Here is a 23,546-nt window from a genome sequence, read left to right as displayed (position 1 = left end):
CCTCCAGAAGCGGGTCCGTTTCAACGGGCCGGCCAGGGTGAGACGCGCATGGGCAGCGCATTGGGCCGGATCAGCGCTTGGACCACCGGCCGGACCCGGCGCCCCTCGACCGGCTGCGGTCGCCAGCGCGAGACGATCGAGCGGAGGACGACCAGCATCTCGGTCATCGCGAAGTGGTCCCCGATGCACTTCCGGTTGCCGAGGGCGAACGGAACGTAGGCGCCCGGTGGAAGATCCTTCTCGGTACGGCTGAGCCACCGGTCCGGGTCGAATCGCAGGGGATCCGGGAAGTAGGCCGGGTCCCGGTGTATCGTCACCGCGCTGTAGATCAGCTCGGCCCCCTGCGGGAGCTCGACACCGCAGACCCGCACCGCCTCCAGGGCGCGCCGCATGAGCAGCCAGCTGGGCTGGTGCAGGCGGAGCACCTCCCGGAGGAACCGGTCGGTGAAGGGAAGCGTAGCTGCGCTGGGCAGGACGCCAGCGGGTAGCGCATCGCACTCGACCCTGATCCGATCGGTGATCTCCGGTCGCCGGCCGAGTTCGTGGAGCGCCCAGGACAGGGTGGTCGACGTGGTTTCGGCACCGGCCATGAGCAGGGACAGCAGCTCGTCACGGGCCTCCACGTCGGTCATCCCCTGCGGATTCCCGGGGGTGCCGGCGAACATGATCGACAGCAGGTCGCCGCGGTCGGTGGGATACTGCCGAGCCTGCCGGACAGCGGTGTCCGCGAGTTCGCGCAGCGCTGCGGCCGCGGACAGGTACTTACGGTGGCCCAGCGCGGGCGAGGACGCGATCGGCGCGGGCAGGACGGTGCCCACGAAGACCCCGCGCATCACCGTGGTCAGATGCTCGGCGACCCGCTCCCCCAGCTGGGCCACGGCCGCGGCGCCGTCCGGGCGCTCGGTACTGAACAGGGTCGCGACGAGCATGACCGTCATCATCCGACGCATCGCCAGATCCATGGCGATCACCTCGCCCGGGCTCCATGCCGACACCTGTTCCTCGGCGATGTCGGTCATCGTGCCGACGCACGCGGCGATGCTTTCACGGTGGAAAGCGGGCTGGAGCGCGCGCCGTTGACGCCGGTGGAAATCCCGCTCGGACGTGATGATGCCGTTCCCGATAAATGGCCGCGCGATGTCGAACAGCAGCCCTTTGCCGAACCTCCTGCTCTGCGTCACGAGAACGTCGTGGACGGCTTCAGGTGAGTTCAGGACGAACACCGGCCGATTCCCGAGGAATATCCTGACGATGTCGCCCTGCGCCCTGACTGATTGCAGGAAGTCCACCCGCTTGACGGCCAACTGCGGCACGTGGCCGAGTAAGGGAAAGCGGCCCGACGCAATCGGGGCCTCCACTGGAGCGGTGATGGAACGCACAGCCCTACACCTCCCTGAAATGTGAGCTCGAAAAGTCGCTCGTCTTCGGAAAGTTCGCTCGTCCGCGGTGCCCCGTGATCATCGTCCGCCACCTCCGGAGAGGTCAAGGGTCCGGCTGAAAATGCACGGCCGGAGTGTTTTGAGCCGAAGAATGTGAATTCCTTCGGAATTCAGACCGGAGTCGTCGGGCGTGCTACTACGGACGGCCCCAGCACTCCGAAGCCCACCTGAACTGGCCACTCATCACCATGATGACCCGGCGTCTGACCCGCAAGAGCGTCTTGTGTCCGCTTGATGGTTGAGGGTGCGCGGTGGCGTCGGTGCCGGGGACGCTGAAGGAGCGGAGGCGGCTGCCCGTGTGCGCGTGGAGGGGCTGCGGGAAGTCGCACGGTTGGCTTAGAAGTCATCTCATTTGGCTGGGTAAGCTGGCGGTCGTGGTGAGGATCGTTGAGCGGCTGGTGCCGGATGAGTTGTGGGAGCTGTTCCAGCGGGTGGTTCCGGAGGCGCCGTCGCGGCCCCAGGGTGGGGGCCGGCGGAGGCATGGCGACCGCGAAGTGCTGGCCGCGATCGTCTTCGTGGCGACCTCGGGATGCACGTGGCAGCAGTTGCCGACCGCGTCGTTCGGGCCGTCCGGCGCGACGGCTCACCGACGCTTCACCGAGTGGACGAAGGCCAGGGTGTGGGCCAAGCTCCACCGCCTGGTGCTTGACGAGCTCGGGTCCCGTAGCGAACTGGACTGGTCGCGGTGTGCGATCGACTCGGTGAACATGCGCGCCCTGAAAAGGGGGATCTGACAGGTCCGAATCCTGTAGACCGGGGCAAGTACGGCTCAAAGATCCACTTGATTACCGAGCGGACCGGTCTGCCCCTGTCCGTGGGGATCTCGGGTGCCAACGTCCATGACAGCCAGGCCCTGATCCCGCTCGTGAAGGGCATACCGCCGGTCCGGTCCCGCCGGGGCCCCCGGCGTCGCAAGCCCGGCAAGCTCCATGCCGACAAGGGCTACGACTATGCCCATCTGCGGCGATGGTTAAGCTGCCGAGGCATCCGGCACCGCATCGCCCGCAAGGGAGTTGAGACCTCCCAGCGGCTGGGACGTCACCGTTGGACGATCGAACGCACCATGTCCTGGCTCGCCGGCTGCCGCCGTCTCCACCGTCGATATGAGCGCAAGGCCGAGCACTTCCTCGCCTTCACAAGTATCGCCTGCACCCTCATCTGTTACCGGCGGCTCGGCCGCTGATGTGGGCCCGCAGCAGCTTCACCGCCAAGTGGTGGCCGTAGTGCTTGGCCATGTCCATGGGGGTACGACCGTCTGGATCGGCGAGCTCCGGGTCAGCCCCGAAGGCCAGCAGTACAGCAGTGGTGTGCACGGTCAACGGTTGACCGCTCTGCAGGGAGCCATCGCCCTCGGCGTCGATTGCGTGCGTCAGCAGCGTCATGTTGCTGAAGACCTCATCAGGATCGGCACCGTCGGCCAGCAACCGGGCCAAGGTCTCCGCATCCTCGTGCTCGACCGCGTGATGCGCGGGTGTCCAGTAGTCGCTCACCAAGGCATTCAACCGCCACCACAACACGTCTGCCAGCGACTATCTACACAATTACCCACCAATTGAGATGACGTCTTAGTGGGGACTTCGACCGAGCAGGCCACCGCGAGGACGTAGCCGATGCCGCGCTCTTCCAGAGCCGCCCTCAGTTTCGGGCTGCCGCCGTAGACCTCGTCACCGGTGACCCAGTCCACTTGGTGTCCGGCGTCCAGGAACCGTTCGATCATCGTGCGGGCCAGTTCCGGCTCGGTCGCGAAGACGGTGTCCTCGCCGAGCCCTGCTGCCTGGCAGCGGTCAGGGTCGCACGTCCACGAGCGCGGGATGTACAGCTCCCGGTCCACCGCCGCATGTCCCCGTGCGCCCGCGTAGACGAGATAGACGGCGACCTGGGAGTTTTCGATCCTGCCGGCGGTGCCGGTGTACTGGCGCTGAACCCCGACGGTGCGAGCGCCCTTCTTCACGTCACCGGTCTCGTCGACGACTAGAACCGCAGCCTCGTCGTGGAGGTGTTCGACGACGTATTCGCGTAGGTCGTCACGGACCGCGTCAGCGTCCCAGGCGGCGCGGGACAATAGGTGCTGCATGCCGTGTGGGCTGGTTTCCCCGGCCCGCTCCGCGATCGTCCAGCAGTTCTTCCGCGGCAGGTCGGACAGCAGACCGAGTACCAACCGCCCCGCCCGTAGCCGGGGTTCGTACCGTGCGAACCTGCCTGCGATCTGGCCCATGGCTATCTCGAAGGCCTCCCGCCATCGGCCGGGATCTACGCTGTGGGCTCCGGCAACCGTCTCGTCGTTTGTCCACACAACTCACGATGATCAACGGTGACCGCACCCATCCCTGCATCGGCCCTTACCGGCGTGATCACGATCTGCAAGACAGCGCCTTTACGGCTGCAAGGTCTCCTTTTCCGGACAGCACGGCCAGAAAGCGCTTGCTCCGCGAAGGGTGAGCACGCATGATGTCGACTATTTGCCAGCGCATCGCAGATCTCGGCGAGGGGGGAATCGTGCGGCGTTCCACTCAGAGGGCTGTCGAAGATCCAAAAATCGGCGCAACCCGTCCGAAGTCGGTCCTGGCGCGCAACCGCCCATTCCTTCTCCTGTGGTCCGGGGAGTCGATCAGCCTTCTGGGCAGTGAGATCAGCGTCGTGGCGCTGCCGTCGCTGGCGGTCCTCGCCCTGGGCACCGGCGCCGTCGGGGTCGGCGCGCTCATGGCACTGCAGTGGCTGCCGTTCGTACTGCTCGCGCCGATCATGGGCGTCTTCACCGACCGACTGCGCCGACGGCCGCTGATGCAACTCGCCAACGTCGCCCGCTGCGTCATCCTCGGCTCGCTGCCGCTGGCCGCCGTCCTGGGCCACCTCACCCTGGCGCACCTGTATGTTGCCGCGTTACTCAAGGGTGTCTTCGATGTGGTCTTCCAACTGGCATATCAGGCATACATCCCGCAGGTCCTCGACCGTGCCGACCTCGTCGAGGGCAACGTCAAGACCCAACTGAGCAAGTCGATTGCGATGACAGTGGGCAGGTCGGCCGGTGGCGGCCTGGTGAGCCTGATCGGCGCCGCCCGCGCTGTCGCAGCCGATGCGGTGTCCTACTTCCTCGCCGCCCTGTTGCTGCTGTTCATCCGCGAGAAGGAGCCTCGGCCGGCGCCCGCCGAGCGTGGCCTGGGCGCCACGCTCCGGGACATCCGGGGCAGCATCGCACTGACCCTTGGCAACCGCGTCCTGCGGTCCCTCACGCTGACGCTGACCTTCGGCAACATGGCGGTCTCGTCCACGCTCGCGATAATCATCGTGTACGCCTACCAGGATCTGCACTTCTCCGCTGGGCAACTCGGCCTGGCGTTGAGCCTGGGCAGCGTCCCGGTCCTCGTCGGCGCAGCACTGTCCCAGAGAATCAGCGGGCGGCTGGGAATGGGGCGCACACTCGTACTGACGCACGCGCTGCTCGGCCTCGCGTTCGCGCTACTGCCAGCCGCCATGCTGGGCGGCAAGCAGTTCGCGTTCGCGGTCGTCGTGGTGTCGCAGGGCATCTCCAGCTTCACCGGACCGCTGACGAACGTGGCCATCATCACGCTCATCCAGAAGGCAACGCCCGTGGAGGCGATGGGACGCGTCAATGGTGTCGCGCTGCCGTTCATCTGGGGAGCCAACGCGCTCGGCCCTGTCGTTGGCGGCGCCGTCGCCGCCATGACGGGCAATGCGGTCACTTTCATCCTCGCGGCCGTGCTGGCATGGGCGGCCATCGGATGGATCTTCAGGGGTGCTGTCCAGCAGCTCATCGACGACGTGCCGGACCACCTCCGGGTAGCCGTATGACCGAGATGATGTGCGGACCGCTGCCCAGGGCCGGCCAAGGGCCCTCGTGGCTGTCACGACGGGCAGGCGGCAGCAGGGCCTGCCGACGCGGCTGAGCGGACTCGGCACCCGTTCCTTACTGCCGACACGATCTACAGCTGGAGTACTAAGGGCCTGCCAGAGAATAACGTGTAGGTGGGCAACGCGCTGACCTGCACTTTCAAGTCCAGAAACTTGCAGGTTATTTTCCGGCGAGCCCTAAGGGCTGTCCCGCAATGTTCGTGCGGAATGGCGTCGGGGGCGGTTGTCGACCGGCGGTGAAGTCAGTCCAGGCCGGTCGCCCATGCCGTCAGCGCGGCGAAGTCGTCGATGGCAAGGCCGCATCGGGGGTCGATCCGGAGCAGCAGGGCGGGACCGTCGTGGTGTTCCTTCACCCAGGCGTGATCGGCCTCTGCGATCTCGTCGTCGATCCAAGCGAACGCCCGGCCTTTCGCCCACGCGACCATCTCAGGCGTCTTCCAGAACACACCGCCGCCGGGCTGAGCCCGCGGGGAGGGCCAGGGAATGAAGGGCAGCTCCGGCAATCCCAGGACTGGCGCGATGAAAGCGTTGGCTTCTTCCTCCCACGTGGTCGCCCACACCAGGTCGAAGGGAAGGGCATCCAGCGCCGGGCCGTGATCCGGGTTGAGCCACACCCGCAACGGCTTCACGGGCTTGTTCGGCAGTCCCCACTCAGTCAGTCGGCGTCGCTCGGTGGCCTCCCAGCGAGGCGTCAGTAGGCGGTGCGTCTGATAGCCCTCGGGCCGGCGGTGCGGCTTCGCGGCATACGGATTCAGCGGTCCGTCCACATCCACCAACAGCACTGGGCGCACCGGCTCATCCCCCTTGGTTCTGCGTCGCACGCTACCGGCCGATGACGAGACCGCCCAGTGAATTTCAGGCACGTAGGGATCTCCGTAAGTCCGGGCTCTGGGGTGGCGTGACTTTGTCCACGAGAACGGACGGCAGATGTTCACCACTTCGGGAGGCACCACTGACCGCCTCTGTTCGATTGCGGCAGTTCCGAAGAGTGAGTACCGGCGCCCCTGCCAGTCGGCTAGAAGAGGCCGGCGCGCATGTGGTGCGTGAGGTTCTCCAGGATCTCGCGCAGCCACGGGCTGCGGACGGCCGGCAACCGAACCAACGTGTGCTGGAAGGTTCCCGGGTCGGCCCGAAACAGGTGGTGGGGACGCGGCGCGGGCGGGTCGTCGCGGAGAACGCCGTCGGGCATGGTTCCTGAGACGGGGAGGTGGAGGTGTGGCTCGGGGAAGGCCATCCACATCCACACCCCGAACGGCAGCGGCACCGGGTATGCCGATGCGGCCGGGCCGGCCGGGCTCCAGACTTCCCCCGTCTGTGGGTGGGTCGGCACGATGACTATGTCGGCGTCCGTATCGCGGGCGGGCAGTCCGGGTCCGGCCAGGACGGCGCGCCGCGCCGGCTGGACCGCGGGCAGCAGGACGTCGAGGGCGCGTTGGAACACTTCCGCGATCAGGCCTTGCGGGACAGCCACCGGCCGGCCATCCGAGGCGGCCAGCAGGTGGGCCAGCGCCCGGCCGGCTGCCGCCTCCCATTGCGGGCTCCATGACCACCAATGGTCCAGCCCGAGCAGCGAGCCCCATCTCGTGATCGGCACGCTCGGGGGCGTGACCTTCCCCTCCACCAATAGTTCCGCCCAGGAGAGGATTGCGATGTCGGCGTCGTCGACGGGCAGGCGGTGCACGGCGTACGGCGCGAGCCAGACCGCCTGCCAGAGTGAGCAGTCGTCGATGCGGTTCGCCACGGGCAGGCCGCACGCCTCGCAAGCCATGTTGAGGCCGTCACCCCAGTCGAGGCCGCAGCAGTAGCCGCCGGCTTGCTCCGGAACGAGCACGGTGCCGCGGGTATCCCCGGGTGCGATGACGATGGTGCCGGGTGGGCCGCCGGACAAGGCGTAGACCGGAGCGTGGATGCCGCGGGCTGCCGCCTCGTCTGGATCGATCTCCTCCCACCTCCGCCACGGGTGCCCCCAGGGCTCCGGTTCCACGGCAAACGTGCCCGACTCCATGAGAACCGGGAGCTGAATCCCGTTCCCGTACTTCTGATGGGCGTGGGCCGGCAGCTCTACCTGAGACATCGGGTTGGTCAGCCTGGCGCCACACCCGGCACACACGAAAACGAACAAATGCCCTCCGCTAGAGAAACGGGGGGCATCGTCGCAGCTCTGCGGCGGACCGGCCAACCTGTTTTTCATCCGCCGCGCGGGACCGTGCACCGCCACGATGGGAAGCGTCACCGTTCGAATCATCGATGTGCCGAGTGCCCCCGAAGTGGTGAACATCTGCTGCCCGTTCTCGGGCTCTGGCTCAACTTCCGTGCTGTGAACGTAAATGCGCTGGCGGGCAAGGGTCGGGTTCTCAAAGTCGTGAAAGTGGGGCGTGGATGGACTCGTGGCGTCTACGCGGTCGATGTTCGCTGGTACGGCGCCGGCGGGCGGATGGGAGGCACACTGGTGTGCAAGGTGGATCACGAGGCCGCAGCAGTGACCGCGACAGCAGCTCTGACGGCGGCCTACCCACACCTGAGGCATGAGGCTTCTCCGCATCCGGCACTGGAAGGGTGCGAGGACGTGGAGTGGTTGTCCATTCCTGGCTGCCCGGTTGATGTCCCGGTCGTCCTACGCGGACTGCTCGATCCCGACGCGGCTGAGATGGCCGAACGTGCACTGGATTGGCTTGTGATGTCAGGACCAATGGCCATTAGTGGCACAATGCCGGCGGTCGTCCCGTACCTGCTGCGACTGACTGCCGATCCATCGATCCCACGCCGGAACGAGTTGTTCGGGCTCGTGCTCGTAGCCGCCGCCCTGTCCGCACCGACAGACCCCGACAGCGCGTGGGACCTGGCGGTCAGCGGCCCTGAGAAAGACCACCCTGAACGGGCCCTGTGCCGTGCGGCATTCGTTGCCGACGCGGCATGGGTGCGACGTCTGCTGGCCGACGACGAACTGCCGGCTGGCCTTCATCTGGACGAGCTCGAGAGGGCGTCCCTCGTCCAGGCGGCCGGACTGTAACGCGCAAAGCACCCCGGGCATGCTGACTGCCACTGCTGCCAGACTCCGATCCCTGATGGTCAGCCTGCGTCGGCTGTCGACTCGGAAGCCTCGGGCACTCCCGTGTGCACGGACACTCCGGCCACGTACTGCACGGAAGTTGAGCCAGAACCCGTTCTCGTGGACAAAGCCAGGTGGTGGGACGATCTTGATGTGACAGCAGTGATCACGGCGTCGGAGCCGTCTTGGATAGTCCCGTTCACCGGGCTGAACCCGCGCGCTTTCCGCAAGCTGATCACGATGCTGCGCCGCGAGGGAGCCGAAGTGCCGCGGCCCGGGCCCATGGTCGCTACCGCTGGAGGAGCGGATGTTGCTCGTTGTTGCTTAGTGGGCATTTAGAGATGCTCTATGTCGGTAAGTAACTTTCACGACTGTCAGGCTTGGGGTGCTTGCGCCTTACGTACATACTCGCGCCTATCGATCTGCGAACTTGGCTGCCCGTTTGCTCCGGCTCTCGTGCATGAAGTCCGTCTGGTTTGAAGATCAGGCAGAAACGCCCAGCAGTAGCGGAACGGGACCATCCGCCACATCCATGATCGCGCTACGGCGTGAGCCAGCGGAAGCCGTACCCCAGCGACCTGTCCGACGCCCGATGGGCCTTAATCGAGCCGACGTCGACGGCCTGGAGAAAGGCTCGGCTCGACCTCAGGCCCACCGGGCAGCCGGCCAAGGTCGACCTGCGCGACGTATTCAACGCGCTCCTCTACATCAACCGCACCGGAATCCCCTGGAAATACCTCCCGCACGACTTCCCCAATCACGGCAGCGTCTACGCCTACTACGCCGCCTGGCGCGACGAGGGAATCCTCGCCCAGCTCATCTACGACCTGACCGGTCTGGCCCGCGTGAAGGAAGGACGCAAGCCCGAACCGACCGCTTCCGTGATCGACACCCAGAGCGTGAAGACCTCCACCAACGTGCCCCTGACCAGCCAGGGAACAGACGCCGCCAAGAAGATCGTCGGCAGGAAACGGGGCATCCTCAGCGACACGATCGGACTCATCCTCGCCGTGACCGTCACCGCCGCGAGCCTGTCCGAGAACGCCGTCGGAATCCAGCTCCTCGACCAGGCCAAGAAGACCTACCCGACCATCTCCAAGAGCCGGGTCGACACCGGCTTCAAGAACGCCGTCATCGAGCACGGCGCCAGCCTCGGAATCGACGTCGAAGTCGTCAACAGAAACCCGGGAGTTCGCGGCTTTCACGTTGCCAAAAGGCGCTGGGTTGTCGAGCGAAGTATTGGTTGGATCATGCTGCACCGGCGCCTCGCCCGAGACTACGAGACCCTGCCCGCCAGCTCCGAGACCGTGATCCACGTCGCCTCCATCGACAACCTGACCAAGCGCATAACGGACGAGACGACACCCACCTGGCGAGGAACTTAATAGGAGATAAAGGGCAATCCACCTAGATCAAACGCCCTCTTAGCGATCAGTCAGCTCGAAAATGTCGATGAGATCCGACAAGGTTCTTGATGGGTCGCACCGCTGCGGGGGCCGTCTGTCTGGTCTCGGTGACCGCCATGGCATGACCCGCTATGGCATTCAGGGGCACCGCACCACGTGCCGGACTTCCAGCAGGCGACGTTGCGCGACAGAAATGGGTTGCAGTTGAAGATCGTGACGCGGACGCTTCCACCATGAAGATGCACGCCAACCAGCTGACGGTGTCACCTGAGACGGTGCGCATGTTGGTAGAGCAGCAGTTTCCTGAGTGGCGGAGCCTGCCAGTCAGGGGCATCGCGGCGCAGGGTACGGTCAACGCCATCTTCCGTATTGGCGATCGGTTCACAGCCCGATTCCCTCTTGAGTCCGCAGACGTCGAGTCGACGCGGCGCTGGCTGGAATCCGAAGCGGAAGCGGCTCGCGAGCTGGCAGGTCGCACGCGTTTCCCCACGCCCGAGCCGGTCGCGCTTGGTGAACCTGGGGCAGGTTACCCGCTTCCGTGGTCGGTGCAGACGTGGCTGCCCGGCGTCGTGGCCGCCAACGAGGACCCAGGCGAATCGTCTGCGTTTGCCCGTGACTTGGCCGATCTCATCGGCGACCTACGCGCGATCGACACGCATGGCCGCACGTTCGCCGGCACAGGTCGAGGAGGCGACCTGCGGTCCCATGACGCGTGGATGGAGACCTGTTTCAGACACAGTGAGCAACTCCTGGATGTCCCTCGGCTGCGCCGTATCTGGGCAACTTTGCGTGATCTGCCGCGAGGTGCAGCTGAGGACGCCATGGCCCATTGCGATCTGATTCCTGGCAACGTGCTCGTGTCCGCTGGTCGGCTTGCGGGGATTCTCGACGTTGGCGGCTTCGGGCCGGCTGACCCTTCGCTGGATCTTGTGAGTGCGTGGCATTTGCTCGAGGCTGGGCCGCGGCAGGTGCTCCGTGATCACCTGGGTAGCGACGACCTTGAATGGGAGCGAGGCAAGGCGTGGGCTTTCGTTCAAGCGATGGGGTTGGTCTGGTACTACGTCAAAAGCAACCCGGCCATGAGCCGGACGGGTCAACGATCCTTGGAACGTATCCTGGCGGACAAGTCGCTCGCGTGACTTGAAGCGGCTGCTGGTCGCGGGTGAGGAAATCTTGATGGGGCCGTGTGCAATCACTGTCTCTTTCGCAGTACTTCATCCCGCGGTTGTGTCCTGGGCCCGGGCGCTGGCGAGTCGGTAGGATTCCGTGCCGGTCTCGATGATGTTCCCGCCGAGGGTGAGGCGGTCGACGATGGCCGCGCAGAGTCGGGGATCGGTGAACGTTTTGGTCCACCCACCGAACGACTCGTCGGAGGCGATGGCGACGCTGTTCTTCTCCTCGCGTCCGGTGAGCACCTGGAACAACAGCTCAGCGCCCCTGCGGTCCAGCTCCATGTAGCCCAGCTCGTCTATGCAGTGAAGATCAACGCGCCCGTAGCGGGCGATTGTCTTGGTCAGGATCTTCTCGTCCGCCGCTTCAACGAGCTCGTTGACCAGCTTGGTGGCGAGTGTGTAGCGGACACGGAAGCCGGCCATGGCGGCCTCGGTCCCGAGCGCGATTAGCAGGTGGGACTTACCGGTGCCCGAGTCGCCGAACGGACACTGATCTGGCTGAAGCGGTCCACCCGCAGGGTGAACAGCCTCCCAGTCCCGAAGGGATCGTCGGGCAACGGCTGCAGCAGTGGCCGTTCAACGGCGTAGTACTCGCTCACCGGCCGCGGACGGGAGCCGATCCGGCGCCGTTCGTCTTCCTCATCCCACTGCTCAATCATCGCGTTCAGCTCGGCGAGGGAGGCGACCTCGGGGACCGGGACCATGTGATTGCGGCGGAACCAGCCGATCTGCCCCTCCACCCCGCAGGGCCCCGGCGTTCTACCCGGATGTCCGGGTTCGTGGTGATCATGTGATGCCGTAGAGGGCGAGCACGCGGGGCCGGTCGGTGTGGGTGCGTCGTGCGGAGGCGGTGTTGACGTAGCCGGCGAGGACGAGGGTGCCGCGGATCAGGTCGCGGAGGGCGGCCAGGACGGCGGGAGTGTTGCGGGTGCGGACCTGGGAGAGGTCCTCGCCGAAGGTCACGTCTCGTACCCAGTGGACGCTGTTCTCCACGGTCCAGTGTCCGCGGGCCCAGGCAGCGATCTCGGCGGCACTTGCCTGCTCGGCGGGCAGGTCAGTGATGGCGTAGACGGTTTCGCTACGCCACCGTTTCGTGCCTGGGGTGCGGCGTCGGCGCTGGATACGCAGGACCTGGCGGGCGTGCGGGAAGAGCAGGTTGTTGACGGATACGACCTGGACGCGGCGCTGTTCGTGGCGGCCATGGCCGGCGCTGTCGTCACGGTGGATGACGGGGATCTTCTTCCAGGGCAGGTCCTGAAGCTGCTTGGCGAGCTTCGTCTGGTTGGCCTTGATGGTGAACAGGTAGTGGGCGCCGCGTTGTTCGACGAGGTAGGTGGCGTGGGCACGTTGAGCGTGCAGAGCGTCCACAGTGATCACGGCGTCGGTTAGGTCAGCATCGTCGATCTGGTCCAGCAGGGGGCGCGAACTCGGGGATTTCGTTGGTCTTCGCGCCGATCTCGCGGGAGGCCAGGGTGATGCCGTCGCCGTGCTGTACGGCGGACAGGACGAAGACGCGGCTGCCGTCCCCGCGGCGGGCCCCGCGCAGGCACTTGCCGTCGACCGCGTAGGCCCGTCGCCGCCATGGCGGGGGTGTGTCCTGCTGCTGGGCCAGCCGGTGAGCACGCCGTTGTTCCCGTTCGATCAGCCCGTCGGGGGTGTGCGCCGAAGGGGAACGGGCGGGCGGCCTGTCGAAGGACGGGGCGCAGGGAGGCAAAGCCCGCCGCGCTGACCCGGGCGGGATCGAGCAGACCCAGCACGCGGCGCAGTGTTTTCTCACTCGGGACACGGAAGCGGCCGGTCAGCACGTTGTAGGGCAGCTTGAAGGCCGCCAGTTCCTGCGCGGTGGCACGCTGACACCACTCGGCGGCCGCTGTGAGCGAGTCGTTTCCGGCCGGTGTCATCGCGCAGACCGCCAGGGCCAGCAGGGAATCCAGGGCAAAGCGCCTGCCCTTGCGGGCGCGAGGATCAGGCACCTGCCCCAACTCGGCAAGCAGGCCGCGTACTTCATCATTGCTGCGGGTGGCGGACCGGGCCAGGGACAGAACCCGAGCGCGGGCAGGAGGAACGATGGGGGATGATGGAGGAACGAACACGGCACCCTTGAAGATCGTGAAGTCTAGACACCTCCATGATCCACAGGGGACGTGTTCGCCTGCGTTCGAGGGCCACCGCCGTCACCGATCATGACGCAGGACATCCGCGCAGAACGCCCTGGGCCAGTCCCTGTGGACAATCCGGTTCTCGGCGTCGAGCTGCCTCCACAGACCGGTCGACGGATATGACGTCATGATGTGGAACGTTTGTGGGAGGCGTCGCCTGCCTGATCGAGGTGGGGGTCGTCAGCCACCGGCGTGACTCCCCTGGTGGCTTCGGCGGCCCGCTCCTCGGCCTCGGGTGGCCCGACCCGCCGGACGCGCAGGCAGTTCTCGACGCCGAACCGTCCATGCGTGCGCTGCTGCTTGGCGGGGAAGTTGCGGTGCCCCTCCTCCATGGTGATGATCTCGGGCCTGTCGACCTGATAGCTGTGCCCTTCGTGGACGATTGTGGCGCAGCCGTCGGCGAGCACGTTCTTCATCCAGTCTGAACGCAGGTCGTACGGCAGGGCGATCACGAACCCGTCATCGGTTGCCACCGCCACGATGGGGGTCTCGTAGGCCCTGCCCGACGTTCGACCGCGGTGTCGGATCACGGAGGCGTACGCCCCTGGCGTGCCCGCGGATTTCATCTGCATTCGGTTGAAGACGGCACGGTTGACCCGGCGGATGGCGTCCAAGACCCGCGGAGAGCCCGCCCGCAGCCCGAGAACGACGACGATCACGAGGGCCAGGAGTCCCAGGAACAGGGCACCCACGAGCAACATCGCTAGCCGTAGCATCGCTGCCTCCCTACCGTGCTGGTGATACCTCTCAGTGTCGAGCCAGCACGACGCAATAACCAGGGCCCTTCGGCCCGTGCTGGAAGCCGATGGCCGCCGACGGCACTCCGGCTCCGGCATGTGGGTCTCCGAGCCGACGGCTCGGCCTAGCGCAGATCAACGCCTGGCTGGCCGACCTGCCAAGCCGGTGGACGGTGTCCCACGACGTGCGGCACGGGCCTGATCCGGTCCGGCCCTCACCTGACACAAAGCGGATAATCCGCGACTTTGCCGGGGCCGTGCTCCACCCCGCCCTTCTCGTGCGCGCCCTCAATTCCGGGCAGGCAATACAAGGCATCGATGCCGACCTCTTGATCCCCATCGGTGGTCCAGGTCAGCGCACGGCCCGGTACTGGTCGAACGACAGCCTCCAGTGGGTGGCCTACCTGCTGATTGCCTTCGGCTGGGTGTTGACGAGCGCCGTCATCGCGGGTGTCACCCGCGCCCTGCAGAAAAACTAGCGGGCGACAGCTGAGGTGAGGCGTCGCCAGCAGATGAGTGCGCATCCGAGGACGAGGAAGACACCTCACGACCTCAAGTCGTCAAGCCGCAGCGGCCAAGGCAGTTGGGAATGCGGTGTTCTCATCGAACAGTTCCCGTCGCTGGAGGCAGTGGAACATCTGTCCGAGCATGCGGTTGAAGAGGTTGCGCTGGGCGGCAGCGTGCCAGTCCCCACGCTCGTCGCGGCGGCGACGGTAGTGGGCCATGGCTCCGGGCGAGGCCCGGAGGGCGGAGAAGGCCCAGAGGTAGCCGGCGTGGTTGAGGCGGTCGTTCTTGACCCAGCGGCGGGTGATGCTGGACTTCTTGCCGGAAGCCCGGGTGATGGGCGAGGAGCCGGCGTATGCCTTCAGGCCGCGGGCGTCGGCGAAACGGCCGCGGTCGTCCCCGATCTCAGCGAGCACCCGGGCGCCGAGCTGGACGCCGAGGCCGGGAAAACTGAGGATGATCTCAGCGTCCGGATGCTGAGGGAAAGCTTCCTCCACAGCCTGGGCGAGGTCGTCGGTAGCCGTGCAGGCGGCCTGGAGCTGGACCAGGAGGGCGAGCATCTGCTTGCCGAGCGCGTCCTCGACGAGGGCAGGATGGTGGGTGCAGTCCTCGCGGAAGACCTCACGGAGGCGTTCGGTCTCGGCTTCGATGCCGCGTTGGCGACCAGCCCGCTTGAGGGCGGCTTGGAGCTGGGTGCGAGTCAGTCGAGCAGCTCGCGTGGGAGTTGGAGCCAGCTTGAGGACTTCGTGGGCTTCAGGGCGGCAGAGACCGTTCTTCCAGGACTCGAACGCCGCCAGGGCGGCTGGGTAGTACTCGCGCAGCAGGGAGCGGAGCTGGTTGGAAATCTGCTGACGGTTCCAGGTGGAGTCCTGCTGGGCGCGGGCGAGGACAGCGATGGCGCGGGCCAGGTCGCTGTCATCGGGCAAGACCCGGTGGGCGTGCATGTCGGTGCGCAGGATGTTCGCGAGCACCAGGGCGTCGCCCGGGTCGGACTTCTTGCGGGAGACGCTGTGCCGGTCGCGGTAGCGGGCGGCGGCCATCGGGTTGATCGCGAAGACCTTCCGCTTGCCCTGCCGCAGCACGGCGACCAGCAGACCTCGGGAGGTCTCGATGGCCACCGGGATCGGGTGTTCCTCGGTGTCGCCGTACTCGGCGAGCATCTCCAACAAGATCTTGTAGCCGGCCGCATCATCCGTGATGTGGCGTTTGGCCATCAGCTGGCCCGAGTCGTCGACCAGGGCGACGTCGTGCGTCCTCTCGGCCCAGTCGATTCCGCAGTAGATCAAGGCGTCCTCCCCATGGCGTGGGTGTTTGCGCTGGTCACGAGCGCATGCGGGCCACGCGGCGACCTAATTCCAGGACTCGGCGACAAGGCCGGTCCGCCACCTCACTAGCCGTTCGTGGCACCAGCGCGTCACACGGGCCTCGGTCTCGACGGGAGCTCGCAAAGCTCGGGCATATCGAGAGGTCATCATGCAGCGGGCTCGCACCACCAACGTCAACGAGCAAGCACGGCCTGGGGTAGTGGCGGTCACGCAGGCGCGAGCGCTTCGCTCTTCGCTCAAGGCTTCTCAAGCCAGGCTTCGTGTAGGAATCCGTCCGATGCCCACGCGACCACCACCACGAGTACGGGGACTGCACGCCGCTCTATGCGGAGGTCTCAATGAACCCGGTTCGCCGGACGCGTCGCAGCCCCCGTACTCGAACAACCCGCTGGAGCGACAACCGCTCTGTGTGGGCCGTTGAGAACGAATTAGGCTTCGTGGATGTCGTCGCGTATCTCCCAGCGGATCCGCAGGCGGCGGAACCAGTGCAGATGGGCGAACGCGCGCTCGACGACCCAGGGTTGGGTGCCAAGTCCGGAGCCGTGCTCGTGCCGCGGCGGGCGATCAGCGGCTTCACGCCGAGATCCCAGACCAGCCGACGGTACTCGTCGTGATCGTGGCCGCGGTCGCCCAGGACCACGTCTGGGCGGCGCCGGGGCCGACCGAGCTTGCCCCGCACCGGCGGCACGGCCTGGAGCAGCGGAATCAGCCGAGTGACGTCGTTGCGGTTGCCGCCGGTCGGGGTGGCGGCGAGCGGGATGCCGGTGGCGTCGGTGATCGCCCCATTGCGAAGCTCCAGCTGGGCTTCCTCGATCTGGAAGGCAAACTGCTGGCGGGTGCCCAAGGCTTGGGCTTGGTAGAGCTCTTGCCACAGTTCCTCGATGGCTGCGGCCGGCCCGATCGTCGCCCTGTCCACCCCCCGTCGACGCTGCAGCCCGGATGGTCCGAGCACTGTGGGGTAGCAGTGTGCCAACCTGGGTCACATATCACCAAAGGGCCTTTGCTGCACCGAAGTTGATCCTCCTTTGCAGCATGCCACCGAAGAACGTCCGCTCACGGACGGAGCGGGCTGGGCGAGGATCATGTTGCCCGGATACGGCAAGGACCAGTGACCTCCGACTGCCGGTCGATCTCCTAGCCTGCTTGATCGCGGCTGGAAGAGACTGTGTCCCTTCGGTTGGGAACGGCGGGGGAGACAAACGATGGCCACGATGAGAATCGGCACCGTCCGGGGCGCGGACGGACCGCCGCCCCCGCCGAGGGCCGGCCGGAACCGGCTGGCGGGTACCGCTCTGATCGCTCTGTCCCTGGCCGCCGCACTGATCTGCTACTTCGTCTTCGCCACCTGGCTGCCCACCGATCGCACCCGGTACCGGCAATACAAGGCGGCCGAGGCGTGCCCCGCCCGCACGGTGATACCGAGGCCGGAGGACTGCCTGCGGAAGGTCACCTTCACCGTCGAGGGCACCCGGAAGACCACCAAGAACATGCGGGCGACCCTGCTCGGCCCGGAGCCCTTCCCGAGGATGGTCGTGCCGTTCGGCGACCCGGGGCCGGTGCTGAGCGGGCTTCAGCGGGGGGACCGGGTCACCGGTACCGTGTGGCGCGGCGTCGTCGTGGAGGTCGCCGAGGGTGACGTCCGGCAGGATTCCGCCGACGCGCCTCGCGACGAACCCCAGATGACAGCTGCTGTCGGCACGTTCGCGGGGCTGCTGGCGGCCTTGGCGCTGTTGTTCGGTGCGATGCATCTGGCCAGGCCGCGCGACCCCGGGCTCTTCACCTGGCGCCCGTACGGCAAGTGGCTGCTCATGGTCACGGGGGTCACCTGCGCCGTCGTGGGTCTGTGCACCGTGTGGACGGGCCTTCCGTGGTTGCTCGTGCCCACGGTCTGCGGGACGGTCGTCGCAGGTACGGCGTGGTTCCTCCACCGAGACCTGCGGCTCGGACGGGTCGGCCGGTAGAAACCGATGGGGCAGGGCTCCGTCTCATGGGCCCGCCGCGCGGCGTGGTGCAGCGTCGGTTCCCTGTCGCCATGGCGTATCGGCGGGCGGCCGCCGCCTCAGCCGGGTGCGACGTTGTAGGCCACCGTGCCGGGCACGAACCGGCCCTCGATGTAGGGGAACGGCCCGTCGGGCAGGTCGTAGACGGCCTTGGCCGGGCCGGGCAGTGGCCGCTGCGGCAGGGCGGTGTCCCAGGTCGTGACCGGGGTCCTCCAGCGAGCCAGGGTCAGGCCGCTCGGCAGCGTGGCGTAGCGGTCGGCGTGGAAGTCGACGGGAGCGCCGCGCTCGTCGAGGAACACCCGTGCTGTCACGGACCGCGCCGCATCGGTGAGCGTTACGTCGAACGCGCGGTCGTCGAACGCGCGGTCGTCGAACGCGCGGTCGTCGACCGCTGCCCACGACGCGGCGGGGCCGAGGAGCATCGACGGTGCGAGCAGGACGGCGTCGTCGAGATAGGTGATCAGCTCGCTGTGGTCGAACTCCTCGCCCTTGCCGTCGGCCACGGGGACGAGGTTCATCAGCTTGACGAGCATCCGCCCACGTCCTTGGACGTACGTGTCCCGGCCGACGACCGGTACCAGGTGTGCGAGGCGGATCCGCAGGACGAAGACGCGGGCGATCTCGACGGCGGAGTTGTACTGCCAAGCCTCCGCCGTTGCCCAGCCGGCGTCGGGCCGCATGCGGAAGCGGCCGACGAAGCGGGCTCGGAAGGACCAGTCACGGGGCCTGCCGACGACGCCCATGAACCGCATGTAGCGCTGCACGGCGTCCGGCAGCCCTGCCAGGTCGGCGTCGGTCACCACACCTTCGGGGTGACCGGACCGCAGGCCGGCAGCGGCGACGTCCTCCACCAGCCGGTCGTAGAGGCGGTCCTTCGGCCGGAGCGGGTTCTCGTCCCGATTCCCGCGGCCTGCTCCTGCGCGTGTGCTGATCATCGGCCCTGGCTCTCCGGCGCGATGCCGCCGTGCGCGGCACCACCTCCATGCCACGCCTTGGGAGACCCGGCGGACAAGTGCCGTGAGTCCCCGCCGCTCGGGACCGGTGGTCACCACCTGCCGCCTGCCCACGACAAAGGACCAAGGACCCGGGACCCCGGACCCGGGACCCCGGACCCGGGACCCGGGACGGTTCGGCCCTACCCCGAGGCCTCTCTCTGCGTGGATGCTGGTGATGAAGTGGGCGAAGGATGCTCGCGATGAGGTGAGCGGACGTGACAGCGACGATCTCGGTTTCCGGACTGGTCAAGGAGTTCGGTGCGACCCGGGCCCTCGACGGTCTCGACCTGACCGTGGGGACCGGGGAGGTGCACGGCTTCCTGGGGCCCAACGGCGCCGGCAAGACGACCACGCTCCGGGTCCTGCTGGGACTGCTGCGCAGGGACGCCGGAACGGTTTCCGTGCTGGGCGGGGATCCGTGGCGGGACACGGTCTCGCTTCACCGCCGGCTGGCGTTCGTGCCGGGGGAGGTGAATCTGTGGCCGAATCTCACCGGGGGCGAGGTGATCGACCTGCTGGGCACGTTGCGCGGGGGCCTCGACCGGAAGCGCCGGGCCGACCTGTTGGAGCGGTTCCAGCTCGACCCGGGCAAACGGTGTCGCGCCTACTCCAAGGGCAACCGGCAGAAGGTGGCCCTCGTGGCGGCCCTGGCCTCCGATGTCGAGCTGTATCTCCTGGACGAGCCGACCTCCGGTCTCGACCCGCTGATGGAGACGGTCTTCCAGGAGGTGGTCCGGGAACTGCGCGGGGCGGGCCGGAGCGTGCTGCTGTCCAGCCACATCCTGTCCGAGGTGGAGGCGCTGTGCGACCGCGTCACCATCATCCGCGCGGGCCGGGCCGCCGAGTCGGGCACCTTCGACGAGCTGCGCCATCTGACCCGTACGACGGTGACCGTCAAGACCGCCAAGCCGATCGACGCGCTGGGCGAGGTGCCCGGGGTGCACGACCTGAGCGGGGACCGGGACCACACCAGTGCGCGGTTCAGTGTGGACCCGGGTGAACTGGGTGAGGTGCTGCGGCACTTGGTGGCGCTCGACGTCCGTGCGCTGACCAGCTCGCCCCCCACGCTCGAGGAGCTGTTCCTGCGCCACTACGGGGACGACATACGCGTCCCGGACGCCTCGGACACCGAAGCGGGCCGCTCGGACGCCGAAGCGGGTCTGGGGAGTGCGCGATGACCGGGCGGACGGCCGGGCTGACCGGCACGGTCGCGCTCACCCGGCTCGCGCTGCGGCGCGACCGGTTCACCCTCTCCGCCTGGGTTCTCGGGCTGAGCGCCTTCATGGCCGGTATCACAGCCATGAGCGTCAGCGGCCTCCCCACGCGCCAGGACGTGATCGAACAGACCGAGCTCATGGCGGGCAACGCGGCGATGCGCATGCTCGGCCTGGCCTCCGGCGCCAGTGTCGGCGGTTACACCCTGGTCCGCGGCTATCTCACGCTGGCGGTGCTTGCGGCGCTGATGAGCACGTTCGCCGTGGTGCGGCACACCCGCCAGAACGAGGAGACCGGGCGCGCCGATCTGGTCGGCGCGACAGTCGTGGGGCGGTACGCGGGGCTCGCCGCGGGAGTCGTCGTCACGGTCGGCGCGAACATCGCGCTGTCGGCACTGCTGGGCCTGGCGATGATCGTGAACGGTCAGCCGGTGGCGGGCTCGGTCACGGCCGGAGCGTCGGTCGGCGCGGTGGGCATCGTGTTCGCCGGTGTCGCCGCGGTCGCCGTACAGCTGTCGTCCACCACGCGCGGGGCGAGTGGCATCGCCTCGGCGGTCCTCGGTCTCGCCTTCCTGCTCAGCGGCGTCGGGAACATGCTCGGCCGGGCCGACGCGAGCGGGCTGCGGGTGGTCAGTGCCTGGCCGTCCTGGGTGTCCCCGATCGGCTGGGGCCAGCAGATGCGGCCGTTCGGCGGCGACCGCTGGTGGCCGCTCGCGCTGTTCGCCGTCCTTTTCGCCGTCCTGCTCGGCCTGGCCGGCGCGCTCGTGCGCCGACGGGATGTCGGCAGGGGCATGCTCCCCGAGCGGCGCGGCCACGCCGAGGCCGCGCCCGGCCTGCTCAGCCCGTTCGGGCTGGTCTGGCGGCTGCAGCGGGGCGCTCTGCTCGCCTGGGCGGTCGGCATGCTCGGGTTCGGTCTGGTCCTCGGCGCCATCGGCGGCGAGATCGCGGACATGAACGGCTCGGCCCGCGACTGGTACACACGCGTGGGCGGCACGGACCGGATCGTCGACGCCTACCGCACCTCGATCATCGGGATGGCCGGCATGGCCGCCGCGATCTACACGGTGCAGATCCTGCTGCGCATGCATACCGAGGAGACCGAGGGCCGTCTGGAGCCCGTCCTGGCGACCGCGGTGAGCAGGGCACGGTGGGCGACGGGCCACATCATGAACGCCGTACTCGGCGCCGCCGGGCTCCTCCTGCTCTTCGCGGTCGGCATGGGAGTGACGGCCGGCCGGACGCTGGGCGGAGGTGTCGCCGCCCAGCTGGGCGACCTGACGACGGCCGCGCTCGCCCAGCTGCCGGGGATCCTGGTGCTCGGCGGTGTCGTGGTCGCGGTGGTCGGGCTGCTGCCGCGGTGGGCCGGCCCGGTCTCCTGGACCGTGCTCATGGCGTCCGTCCTGCTTGGCCCGCTGTTCGGCCCGAGCCTGAAATGGCCCCAGTGGGCCCAGGACCTGTCGCCGTTCACCCATACCCCCAAGGCACCGGCGGCCGCGATCACCATGGCTCCCGTCCTCACCCTTCTCGTGGCCTTCACCGCCCTGGCGGTGGTCGGCATCGTCACATCCCGCCACCGCAACCTGGCCCTTCCGGCCTGAGCTCCCGACGTGGATGGGGACCGTGGCGGGCCTGCCGCAGATCTTCCGTGAAGGTGAGGCCGGAGGAGGAGGAACGGCTCGAAGGTGTGGCTGAAGTACCCGGTGTCCTGGGGCGATACCGGAGCACGCGTCGGAGCCCCCGGTGTTCAGGCAGCCGCCGTTGTCGCGCTGGAGCGGCGAACGGGAAAGCGTGTTGATCCCCTCGGCGACGGCCCAGACCTCCACGGTCACCGCGTGACTACTGCCGCGACCTCACCACACGCATCGACGCTGGACGTCCCGCAACAGCCCCCGGAGAAAGCCCCGGCGCCAAAGTGGTCGCATGGCGCTCGGCGGGCAGACAACGAGCACGGCGGACACGGCGGACACGGCCGTGGTGCAGCAGCGCGTCCGCAGACAGCGTCACCCAGGGCAGCCGGACGGCGAGGTCGTCACCGAGCCGCCACAGCTGGTTGTCCCAGCCACGCGCGCCGGGCCCTCAAAAGGACGCCTCCTCACCACAGGAGCCTGCTCAAACCGCGCAAACCTCACGGGTCAGGACACTGGGTAGACCAAAGTCTCACCGGTCACGGACGCAGCGATGAGTTTTCCCGACCCGGCAAGTCTCACCGCCGTTGTCGACAACACAGGAGGAACACGTGGCTCAGCTACTGAGAGTCCAGAACTTCAACGTCTCGAGCGACGGAATCGGCGCCGGTGAGGACCAGACCCTCGAGAGGCCATTCGGCCATGTCGAGCCCGAGAGGCTGTTCGCCTGGGCCGGCGCCACGGCGAGCTGGCCCATGCGCACCGACCCCGGGGGGAGCCGGGGTCTGGACGACTACCTCACGCGGGACTACGCGCGCAACATCGGCGCCGAGATCATGGGCCGCAACAAGTTCGGGCCCCAGCGTGGGCCCTGGCACGACCATGAGTGGCAGGGCTGGTGGGGTGACGAGCCCCCCTTCCGCACCCCGGTGTTCGTCATGACCCACCACAAGCGTCCTTCGTTCACTCTGTCCGACACCACTTTCCACTTCGTCGACGACGATCCGGCCACGGTCCTCGATCAGGCCCGGGAGGCGGCACAGGGCAAGGACGTCCGACTCGGCGGCGGGGTTACCACCATCCGGCAGTTCCTTGACGCCGACCTCGTCGACACCATGCATGTCGCGGTCTCGCCGGTGACGCTCGGGTCCGGTCTACGGCTTTGGGAGTCCCCCGATGAGCTGCTCGACAGGTTCCACCTGGAGGTCGTTCCCAGCCCGAGCGGGGTGACGCACCACCTGTTCTGGCGAAAGTGACCAGTCCTCAGGGCCGGCCCCGGACGGTTGTTTTGCTCCCGGGGCTGTCCTGAGGCGGGCCGTGTCGGCGTAGACATGAACGTCCCCGGTCTCGTACGGATGGAAAGGGACAGTTGCCGATGCGTTGAAACCTGCTGGATTCGTCGTGAGCGAGCTCACCGGCAACCGCATCCGCACCACGGCCGGCAAGCTCGGCCTCCCCCCACCTCGCGCGAAACCGTCAACGAGGTCACCCGCCGGGCCGGCAAGGGAGGGCCGCCCCGAGCGGCTGCCGGCCGCCCACCACCGTACCCATGGCGTGCGCTGCTTCCACGGCCGCTACTCCGTGGGCGAGGACCGGCTCTGGGGCGTCAACCACTGCCGCAAGGGCGCGGACCACACTCTCGCGGCGCTGAAGTCGATCCGGGCCGCCCGCCCGGACGTCGCCCCGATCCACATCATCCTGGACAACCTCTCCGCCCCCTGCGCCCAAGACGATCCGCGCCTGGGCCCGGAAGAACAAGGTCGAGCTGTGCTTCACCCGAGCTACGCCTCCTGGGCGAACCCGGTCGAGGCGCACTTGGGGCCGCTTCGCCGGTTCACCCTGGCCAACTCCAGCCACCCCAAGCACACCGTGCAGACCAACGCCCTTCACCCGCTGTCCGTGCCGGCGCAACGCCCACGCCCGCCACCCTGACGTCCTCGCCGCCCAGCGTCGCGAGCGCGCACGTATCCTCCCCCATCGAGAAGGGCATCCGCTGGGGCCGGTGGCCCACAGAGGCCGCAGCCTGATCGCCGGCCCCGGTGAACGTTCCG

17 protein-coding genes and 7 pseudogenes are annotated in these 23,546 nt (G+C 67.7%); 12 read left to right on the top strand and 12 right to left on the bottom strand.

What is annotated here, in order from left to right:
- Nucleotides 1-20: 20 nt before the first annotated feature.
- The gene (locus tag OG289_RS47815) at nt 21-1,358 is read right to left on the bottom strand and encodes a cytochrome P450 (protein ID WP_327320286.1); all 1,338 of its coding nucleotides are present in this window, start codon (nt 1,356-1,358) and stop codon (nt 21-23) included.
- A 464-nt stretch (nt 1,359-1,822) separates the two neighbouring features.
- On the opposite strand from OG289_RS47815, the gene OG289_RS47810 reads away from it, so the two are divergent.
- A protein-coding gene (locus OG289_RS47810) for an IS5 family transposase (RefSeq protein WP_327321020.1) occupies nt 1,823-2,622 on the top strand; the annotation gives its coding sequence in 2 pieces (ribosomal slippage) (nt 1,823-2,162 and nt 2,162-2,622; 801 coding nt in all).
- Here OG289_RS47810 and OG289_RS47805 read toward each other — a convergent pair.
- Both OG289_RS47805 and OG289_RS47800 read right to left on the bottom strand, forming a co-directional pair.
- Nucleotides 2,594-2,929 carry an ankyrin repeat domain-containing protein gene (locus tag OG289_RS47805; RefSeq protein WP_327320285.1) on the bottom strand — a complete coding sequence of 112 codons (336 nt, stop codon included), beginning with the start codon at nt 2,927-2,929 and terminating at the stop codon, nt 2,594-2,596. The two genes, OG289_RS47810 and OG289_RS47805, sit on opposite strands and share 29 nt — an antisense overlap.
- Before the next feature lie 77 nt (nt 2,930-3,006).
- Nucleotides 3,007-3,654: pseudogene (locus OG289_RS47800) on the bottom strand (IS701 family transposase); the annotation flags it as partial.
- A gap of 230 nt (nt 3,655-3,884) precedes the next feature.
- On the opposite strand from OG289_RS47800, the gene OG289_RS47795 reads away from it, so the two are divergent.
- Nucleotides 3,885-5,249, top strand: coding sequence for an MFS transporter (locus tag OG289_RS47795; RefSeq protein WP_327320284.1), 1,365 nt, complete (start codon nt 3,885-3,887; stop codon nt 5,247-5,249).
- Nucleotides 5,250-5,551: 302 nt separating this feature from the next.
- On the opposite strand, the gene OG289_RS47790 is transcribed toward OG289_RS47795, so the two are convergent.
- Nucleotides 5,552-6,091 (bottom strand): hypothetical protein, encoded by a 540-nt coding sequence (locus OG289_RS47790; RefSeq protein ID WP_327321019.1) that lies wholly within the window; start codon nt 6,089-6,091, stop codon nt 5,552-5,554.
- Nucleotides 6,092-6,324: 233 nt separating this feature from the next.
- Nucleotides 6,325-7,431: a hypothetical protein gene (locus OG289_RS47785; protein WP_327321018.1), complete on the bottom strand. Its 1,107-nt coding sequence runs from the start codon at nt 7,429-7,431 to the stop codon at nt 6,325-6,327.
- Nucleotides 7,432-7,626: 195 nt separating this feature from the next.
- Here OG289_RS47785 and OG289_RS47780 point away from each other — a divergent pair, with 195 nt between their 5' ends.
- From OG289_RS47780 to OG289_RS47765, 4 genes and pseudogenes are all read left to right on the top strand, one after another.
- Complete coding sequence (locus tag OG289_RS47780) at nt 7,627-8,319, top strand: hypothetical protein (RefSeq protein ID WP_327320283.1); 693 nt, start codon at nt 7,627-7,629, stop codon at nt 8,317-8,319.
- 192 nt (nt 8,320-8,511) lie between these two features.
- Nucleotides 8,512-8,683: pseudogene (locus tag OG289_RS47775) on the top strand (IS5/IS1182 family transposase); the annotation flags it as partial.
- A gap of 223 nt (nt 8,684-8,906) precedes the next feature.
- The gene (locus OG289_RS47770; RefSeq protein WP_327320282.1) at nt 8,907-9,743 is read left to right on the top strand and encodes an IS5 family transposase; all 837 of its coding nucleotides are present in this window, start codon (nt 8,907-8,909) and stop codon (nt 9,741-9,743) included.
- A 254-nt stretch (nt 9,744-9,997) separates the two neighbouring features.
- Nucleotides 9,998-10,903 (top strand): aminoglycoside phosphotransferase family protein, encoded by a 906-nt coding sequence (locus OG289_RS47765; protein WP_327320281.1) that lies wholly within the window; start codon nt 9,998-10,000, stop codon nt 10,901-10,903.
- Between the two features lie 75 nt (nt 10,904-10,978).
- Here OG289_RS47765 and OG289_RS47760 read toward each other — a convergent pair.
- From OG289_RS47760 to OG289_RS47750, 3 genes and pseudogenes are all read right to left on the bottom strand, one after another.
- Nucleotides 10,979-11,425, bottom strand: a pseudogene (locus tag OG289_RS47760) (ATP-binding protein); the annotation flags it as partial.
- A 297-nt stretch (nt 11,426-11,722) separates the two neighbouring features.
- Nucleotides 11,723-13,029: pseudogene (locus tag OG289_RS47755) on the bottom strand (ISAs1 family transposase).
- A gap of 191 nt (nt 13,030-13,220) precedes the next feature.
- Nucleotides 13,221-13,709, bottom strand: a complete 489-nt coding sequence (locus OG289_RS47750; RefSeq protein ID WP_327320280.1) for a hypothetical protein — start codon at nt 13,707-13,709, stop codon at nt 13,221-13,223.
- Nucleotides 13,710-14,155: 446 nt separating this feature from the next.
- On the opposite strand from OG289_RS47750, the pseudogene OG289_RS47745 reads away from it, so the two are divergent.
- Nucleotides 14,156-14,311: pseudogene (locus OG289_RS47745) on the top strand (oxidoreductase); the annotation flags it as partial.
- An 81-nt stretch (nt 14,312-14,392) separates the two neighbouring features.
- On the opposite strand, the gene OG289_RS47740 reads toward OG289_RS47745, so the two are convergent.
- Both OG289_RS47740 and OG289_RS47735 read right to left on the bottom strand, forming a co-directional pair.
- On the bottom strand, nt 14,393-15,622 hold the full coding sequence (locus tag OG289_RS47740; RefSeq protein ID WP_327313467.1) for an IS110 family transposase: 1,230 nt from the start codon (nt 15,620-15,622) through the stop codon (nt 14,393-14,395).
- Nucleotides 15,623-15,983: 361 nt separating this feature from the next.
- Nucleotides 15,984-16,577 (bottom strand): transposase, encoded by a 594-nt coding sequence (locus OG289_RS47735; RefSeq protein ID WP_327320279.1) that lies wholly within the window; start codon nt 16,575-16,577, stop codon nt 15,984-15,986.
- A 286-nt stretch (nt 16,578-16,863) separates the two neighbouring features.
- Here OG289_RS47735 and OG289_RS47730 point away from each other — a divergent pair, with 286 nt between their 5' ends.
- Nucleotides 16,864-17,622 carry a hypothetical protein gene (locus OG289_RS47730; protein WP_327320278.1) on the top strand — a complete coding sequence of 253 codons (759 nt, stop codon included), beginning with the start codon at nt 16,864-16,866 and terminating at the stop codon, nt 17,620-17,622.
- A gap of 98 nt (nt 17,623-17,720) precedes the next feature.
- Here OG289_RS47730 and OG289_RS47725 read toward each other — a convergent pair whose 3' ends face one another.
- Nucleotides 17,721-18,596, bottom strand: coding sequence for a DUF6544 family protein (locus OG289_RS47725; RefSeq protein ID WP_327320277.1), 876 nt, complete (start codon nt 18,594-18,596; stop codon nt 17,721-17,723).
- Between the two features lie 275 nt (nt 18,597-18,871).
- On the opposite strand from OG289_RS47725, the gene OG289_RS47720 reads away from it, so the two are divergent.
- Both OG289_RS47720 and OG289_RS47715 read left to right on the top strand, forming a co-directional pair.
- Nucleotides 18,872-19,834 carry an ABC transporter ATP-binding protein gene (locus OG289_RS47720; RefSeq protein ID WP_327320276.1) on the top strand — a complete coding sequence of 321 codons (963 nt, stop codon included), beginning with the start codon at nt 18,872-18,874 and terminating at the stop codon, nt 19,832-19,834.
- Nucleotides 19,831-21,468: an ABC transporter permease gene (locus OG289_RS47715; protein WP_327320275.1), complete on the top strand. Its 1,638-nt coding sequence runs from the start codon at nt 19,831-19,833 to the stop codon at nt 21,466-21,468. The genes OG289_RS47720 and OG289_RS47715 overlap by 4 nt, the downstream gene beginning before the upstream one ends.
- Before the next feature lie 379 nt (nt 21,469-21,847).
- Here OG289_RS47715 and OG289_RS47710 read toward each other — a convergent pair.
- A pseudogene (locus tag OG289_RS47710) lies at nt 21,848-21,916 on the bottom strand (phosphotransferase); the annotation flags it as partial.
- Between the two features lie 190 nt (nt 21,917-22,106).
- Here OG289_RS47710 and OG289_RS47705 point away from each other — a divergent pair.
- Nucleotides 22,107-22,751, top strand: a complete 645-nt coding sequence (locus OG289_RS47705) for a dihydrofolate reductase family protein (protein ID WP_327320274.1) — start codon at nt 22,107-22,109, stop codon at nt 22,749-22,751.
- 244 nt (nt 22,752-22,995) lie between these two features.
- Nucleotides 22,996-23,522 (top strand): annotated as a pseudogene (locus tag OG289_RS47700) (transposase); the annotation flags it as partial.
- Nucleotides 23,523-23,546: the final 24 nt, after the last annotated feature.

It is taken from the genome of Streptomyces sp. NBC_01235 (assembly GCF_035989285.1).
Lineage (GTDB): Bacteria > Actinomycetota > Actinomycetes > Streptomycetales > Streptomycetaceae > Streptomyces.
Note: the sequence above shows the minus strand (reverse complement) of the source record. Positions and strands in the feature narration are given on the sequence as shown.